Source organism: Mesorhizobium sp. M7A.F.Ca.CA.003.01.2.1, from assembly GCF_003998945.1.
GTDB lineage: Bacteria > Pseudomonadota > Alphaproteobacteria > Rhizobiales > Rhizobiaceae > Mesorhizobium > Mesorhizobium ciceri.
Map to the genome: position 1 here is coordinate 1 of NZ_RZRA01000294.1, position 5,777 is coordinate 5,777.

The 5,777-nt window shown below is 64.4% G+C and carries 4 protein-coding genes and 2 pseudogenes; 3 read left to right on the forward strand and 3 right to left on the reverse strand.

The window, feature by feature from the left end; all coding sequences use genetic code 11:
* Window positions 1-459 (forward strand): annotated as a pseudogene (locus tag EN969_RS14035) (esterase family protein); the annotation flags it as partial.
* Between the two features lie 23 nt (window positions 460-482).
* Here EN969_RS14035 and EN969_RS14040 read toward each other — a convergent pair.
* A pseudogene (locus EN969_RS14040) lies at window positions 483-2,015 on the reverse strand (MFS transporter).
* 147 nt (window positions 2,016-2,162) lie between these two features.
* On the opposite strand from EN969_RS14040, the gene EN969_RS14045 reads away from it, so the two are divergent.
* Together EN969_RS14045 and EN969_RS14050 are read left to right on the forward strand one after the other, a co-directional pair.
* Complete coding sequence (locus tag EN969_RS14045) at window positions 2,163-3,047, forward strand: LysR family transcriptional regulator (protein ID WP_013529929.1); 885 nt, start codon at window positions 2,163-2,165, stop codon at window positions 3,045-3,047.
* Between the two features lie 125 nt (window positions 3,048-3,172).
* Window positions 3,173-4,252 (forward strand): siderophore-interacting protein, encoded by a 1,080-nt coding sequence (locus EN969_RS14050; RefSeq protein ID WP_063170323.1) that lies wholly within the window; start codon window positions 3,173-3,175, stop codon window positions 4,250-4,252.
* A gap of 7 nt (window positions 4,253-4,259) precedes the next feature.
* On the opposite strand, the gene EN969_RS14055 is transcribed toward EN969_RS14050, so the two are convergent.
* Both EN969_RS14055 and EN969_RS14060 read right to left on the reverse strand, forming a co-directional pair.
* Window positions 4,260-5,363 (reverse strand): AbrB family transcriptional regulator, encoded by a 1,104-nt coding sequence (locus EN969_RS14055; protein ID WP_063168864.1) that lies wholly within the window; start codon window positions 5,361-5,363, stop codon window positions 4,260-4,262.
* Window positions 5,364-5,454: 91 nt separating this feature from the next.
* Window positions 5,455-5,700, reverse strand: a complete 246-nt coding sequence (locus EN969_RS14060) for a type II toxin-antitoxin system Phd/YefM family antitoxin (RefSeq protein ID WP_013529932.1) — start codon at window positions 5,698-5,700, stop codon at window positions 5,455-5,457.
* Window positions 5,701-5,777 lie beyond the last annotated feature (77 nt).

Consider the following 5,777-nt stretch of genomic DNA (forward strand, 5'->3'; position numbering starts at 1 on the left):
GAGCAGGCCAATGGCGGGCGCAAGCTGAAGCCGCTGTTCTCGGGCTGTTCGATGGGCGGCTATCACTCCTCGAACTTCGTCTTCCGCTTTCCCGAACTCGCCAGCGGCGTCATCGCGCTGTCGGGCGTCTATTCGGCGCGCGATTTTTTCGGCAGGGCGCTCGAGGGCGATATCTTCTACAACTCGCCGCTCGACTATCTGCCCGGCATCGTCGATCCCAAACTGCTGGCCCGGCTGAAGACGCTCAGGCTGATCTTCTGCTGCGGGCAGGGCGCCTGGGAAGAGCGGATGCTGGTCGAGACGCGCAGGTTGGAACAGATCCTGCGCGACAAATCCATTCCCGCCTGGGTCGATTACTGGGGCGGCGATGTCAGCCACGACTGGCCGTGGTGGCACAAGCAACTGGTCTATTTCTTCGGCCGTTGGCTGGATGACGACCTGATGCACAGGCTGGATTGATAGGGAGGCCCGTCCGCTGACGGCTACCCTTCCTGGCATGCCGGCAGGGCGGTTTCGCGCTCCGAAGCCGATACGCGACGCAGGCCAAGGAAGACGACAAGGGCGGTGACGACGGTGATCGCCGCCAACACGATCAGCAGCCTGTCGAACGCCGTCTCGTAGGCCTGGACCAGAACAATGGCTCCGGCTTGGGGCAAATGTTGTGCTGCTTCGCCGAGATTGCCGGTCACCAGCAACTGGGCTGCCGCCGCTGCGTCCGTCGAAGATGCCATTCCTTATGCGGCGAGCTGCGCGGCGGCAAAGCCGGAAAGCGTCGCCATGACGATCGCCAGCGCCACACCCTCGCAGGCGACGCGGGTGGTGTTGAAGATGCCGACCGCCATGCCGGCGCGCTCCCTTGGCACGACGCTGACCGCAAGCCCGTCCATCAATCCCCAGGGCAGAGCGATGCCGACGCCGATCAGCATCAGCGGCGCCATCAGCGCACTATCGACCGGTGGTGTCAGGCTCAGCCAGACAAGCCCGGCGGCAGCGACGAGCAGGCCGACACCGCAGATGGTGGCCGGTGCGATCCAGCGCGCCAGCTGGCCGGCGAGCATCGGCAGGATCAGCAGCGGACCTGAGAGGCAGATCATCAATTGCCCGGCCTTGATCTCGTTCATCCCTTCGATGCCGATGAAACGGATCGGCAACAGGACGAGCAGGACGACGAAGGCGTAAGCGGGTGCCGCAGCCAGGAACTGGACGCCGACGAAGCGGGGGTAGGCAAACAGCGTGAGATCGAGCATCGGCCGTTGTGCTTGCCGCTCGACAACGACGAAGGCGACAAAACAGATGATAGAAGCGGCCAGAAGCGTGACGACGAGGGGATCAGCCCAGCCGCTCTGCGGCGCCTGGAGCACGCCATAGGTCAGCGACGCCAGCGCGATCGTGAAGGTGCCGGCTCCCGCCCAGTCGAGGCCCGTCGCATCCGGGTCGCGCGATTCCCTGATGGTGCGCAGGCCGAGCATGGCGGCGGCAATCGCGAGTGCCGCAACCAGAAGAAAGATCGACCGCCAGCCGAATGCGGAGATAAGCAGGCCCGACGCGATCGGGCCGAAGGCGAGGCCGATGCCGAAACTGGTGCCGAGGAAGCTGAAGGCGCGCAGCCGCAATGGCCCTTCGAATTCCTGGGCGAGTGCCGAGGCGCCGCCAGCGAAGGCGGCCGCACTGCCGATCCCCTGCACGGCCCGGAAGATGTCGAACCAGATGATGTCCGGCGCCAGCATCGCGCCCAGTGATGCCAGGATATAGAGGGAGAGGCCGACGAGGAAGAGGCGCTTGCGGCCGTGGTTGTCGGCCAGGGCGCCCGACGCCATCAGGGTGGCGCCGAAGGTCAGCATGAAGGCGTTGGTCACCCAGTTGAGCTCGATGGGACTGCCGCCGAGATCGGCCGCGATGCGCGACAGAGCGACGGCCGGACCGGTGAAGGTCAATGGCATCGTCATCGCGGCAAGGCACACGGACAAGAGCACGAGCCATCTCTCGGCAGAGCCGGTTGTGGTCCTGGAAGTCATGGATTTTCCTATCTGAAACAGCACTCGCCGGTGGGCCGCGCGATTGCGGAGCCGGTCGTGATGACAAGATAGGTCGTCGGCATTTCAGGAAGAATAGTGTTATATCTCCTGGTATATCGGACTGAAACGCTCGAATGGAATGACACGATGGATCGTCTCAACGGGCTCCTGGCCTTTGCCCGCACCGCCGAATTCGGCAATTTCGTCGCTGCCGGACGGGCGCTTGGCATCTCGGCTTCCGCTGTCGGCAAAAGTGTCGCCCGGCTCGAGCAGGAACTCGGCGTGCGGCTCCTGCAGCGCAGCACGCGGCGCATTGGCCTGACGGAAGAGGGCAAGCTGTTCAACGAGCGGGTGCGCCGCATCCTCGACGACATCGACGATGCCGAGGCGATGCTGTCGCGGACACGGGAAACACCGCGTGGGCGGCTGCGCATATCCACCCCGATCGTCACCTATCATCTGTTGCTGCCGGTGTTGTCGGAGTTCATGGCCCGCTATCCCGAGATCGAACTCGACATCGATTTCAACGACCGGATCGTCGACGTCATCGACGAGGGCATCGATGTCGCGATCCGCAGCGGCGAGCTGCCTGATTCGCGCCTCGTGTCGAGACCCGTTGCGCCCTTCCGCATGCTGCTGTGCGCGGCGCCCTCCTACCTCGAGCGCCATGGCACACCCGGCGAGCCGGCGGATCTCATCAGGCATTTCGGCATAAACTTCCGCTTCCTCAACAGCGGCAGGCTGCTGGAGTGGCCGTTCATAACCGGAAGCGCTGAACCGCAGATCCGCTCGATGCTGACCTGCAACAACATGGAAGCATTGAAGGGCGCCACGATCGCCGGCCTCGGCATCGCCTGCATGCCGGATTTCCTGGTGCGTGAGGCGCTGCACGAAGACAGGCTGCGTACCGTTCTCGACGGTCATGTCGACGGCCGTGGCCAGTTCCGGATGCTGTGGCCTTCCAACCGCCATTTGTCGCCGAAGGTGCGCGTGTTCGTCGATTTCCTTCCCGATCGCCTTGCGGCGCGCTAGGCGTTCATCGCATAATATGACAGTGATAGTCATGTTTGTGTGGAAGCGCTTGAGCGGCTGTGGCATGCCGCTGACCGCGGGGGCGCTGCGGCGCTTGCCCCGAACTGTTGCATAGGACTTGAATGATGGACCAATTGAGCGCGCAAACCCGGATCAGCGACGCGGCGATCAGGTCGGTGATGGACCGGCTGCGCGCCGAGCACAGCGAATTCGAGATCGACACCGGCGTCGCCGACCAATGGGAGCTTCGCCTCTATTATGGTTCGTTGAGCGCCACGCTCGATGATGAAAGCGTACTGATCCGCGTCGCGGCGTCCGACGAAACCTGCCTGTCCTACATGAAGATGACGGTTGCCGGCCATGTCGCCGAACATCTCGGCACGACCAGGGGCATTCATTGGCAAGGCGACGGCGTTGACGCCGGCACGCCGGTCTTCTTCCGCGAGATCACGGTGATGTCGTCGACGCGGATTTCGGCGCATATGCAGCGTCTGCGCTTCGCCGGCAAGGATCTCGGCCGGTTCAGCCATGGCGGCCTGCACATGCGGCTGCTGCTGCCGCCGGCTGGCCGCCAGCCGCTCTGGCCGACGATGGGCGCCGACGGCCTGATTGTCTGGCCTTCGGGCGACGATGCTCTTGCCGTGCGGGTCTACACGATCCGGGCGCTGGATGCCGCAAGCGGCTGGCTCGATGTCGATTTCGTGCTGCACCCCGGCCAGGAGACGCCCGCCGCCAGCTTCGCGCAAAATGCACGGGCGGGAGATGTCATCGGCATGATCGGACCCGGTGGCGGCGACGCTCCGGTGGCGCAGACCTTGCTTCTGCTCGGCGACGACACAGCACTTCCCGCCATAGGCAGGATTCTGGAAGATCTGCCGCCGTCAACACGCGCTGAGGCGCTGATCGAGATCGATGGGCCGGACGACCGGATGGCGCTGGCGCAAGGGGATAATATCGACATCACCTGGCTTTACCGGCACGGCCGCGAGGCCGGCACCGCGGGCCTGTTGTCCGCCGCCTTGCGCGAGCGCAAGCACATGGCGCTTGCCGACGGCCTGTACGTCTGGGTCGGTTGCGAATTTGGCGATTTCCGGGAGATCCGCAAGATCGTGCGCAAACAGTGGGGCCTGCCGCGCGACCGCCACCTGGTTACGGCCTACTGGCGCCGGGACGCGCACAGCGTGGGCGAGGGCGGCGAGGACTAGCCGCTGCCTATTGCCTGACGCTTCTCGCCACCAGCCGCGCGACGCTCGGGCCGATCAGCAGCACGATCAGGAAGCGTGCTGATTGCAGCGCCATGACGAAAGAGATGTCGACGTTCTGCGCTGCTGCAGCGATGATGGCGATGCTGTCCATGCCGCCGGGGCTGGTCGCCAGATAGGCGGTCAGCGGATCGATGCCCAGGAGATGGCTGATCATGAAGGCAAGGCCGCCGCAAAAGGCGATCAAGGCCACGATCGAGGCGATGATCTGCGGCAAGGCGCGCGCCGCATGGCGCAGGATCGCCCTTGTGAAGTTCAGGCCGATCGACCAGCCGACCATGGCGTAGCTGACGGCCAGCAGCCATTGCGGCAATTGCATTTCCACGCCCAAGCCGAGATGGACGACGGTGCCGAAGATGAAGGTGCCGAGGAAGAAGGGCGAGGGCAGTCGGCACAACTTTCCCGCCAGGCCGCCTACGACCGCGATGCCGATGGTGGCGGCGAAGGCTTGGGCATCGATCGGCGGAAACCAGACGATGGCGGGGATTTCGACCTCAGACGTGTCGACCCACATCTTGGCAACGAGTGCCGCCGTCATCGAGACGAAGATGACGCGCAGATATTGCATGAAAGCGACGAGCCGCTGATCGGCGCCGAAGGCACCCGCCATCAGCACCATGGCGGTGGCCGCACCCGGCGACGAGCCCCAGACGGCGGTGGTGCCGGGCAGGATGCGCCAGCGGCTGATCAGCCAGCCGAGCAGGCTGGAGGCTGTGACGGTGGCCACCACGACGCCGAGAAACAGCGGCCATTCCTGGGTGAAGACCGGAAAGATGTCGGCCGAGATCGACGCCGCGACGAGGCAGCCGACGATCGCCTGGGCGGCGCCGAACAGAAGACGCGGCACGCGCACCGTGGCGCCATTGGTGCCGGCGACGATGGCGGCCAGCATCGGCCCGATCAGCAGCGCCGCCGGCAGGGCGGCGAGTTCCAGCGCGCCGGCAAACAGCAAGGAAACAACCAGCAGGGCAAGCCACTGCCAGAGCTTGCGCATCCGCGCCATGCGCTCGAGTGTGGGCAGGTCCGGGGAGGGCTGCTCGGCCGAGGAATCCATGTTTCGCTCTTAGACCCGCAGGGCGAAAAATGCGAACCGCGATTCACAGAAAAATGATTGTTTCACCCGCCCAGGTGTCGAGTAACAGGTCTCACAAGCCGGCGTTGAACCGTTGCTCGATCTCATTGCGACCCATGCGGTCGAAATCGTCGGGGACGGAAAACTGGCCGGCCATAAAACCGACCCGTCGCGCCTGCAGCGTCGGCTGTTCGATCGGCACGATTCTGGCCAACGGCTTGCCGGCTTTGGCAATAACAAACGACTCGCCTTGGGCTGCACGTCTCACAAGGCGCGACAGATGAGCTTTCGCATCGCGAATGTTTACTGTCTGCGTCAAAGATTGCTCCTCAAAATTGGCATCGAACTCACCCCGTCTTGCTGTCGGCTAGGCCGAAGCCGCCGACGGGGTGGGTC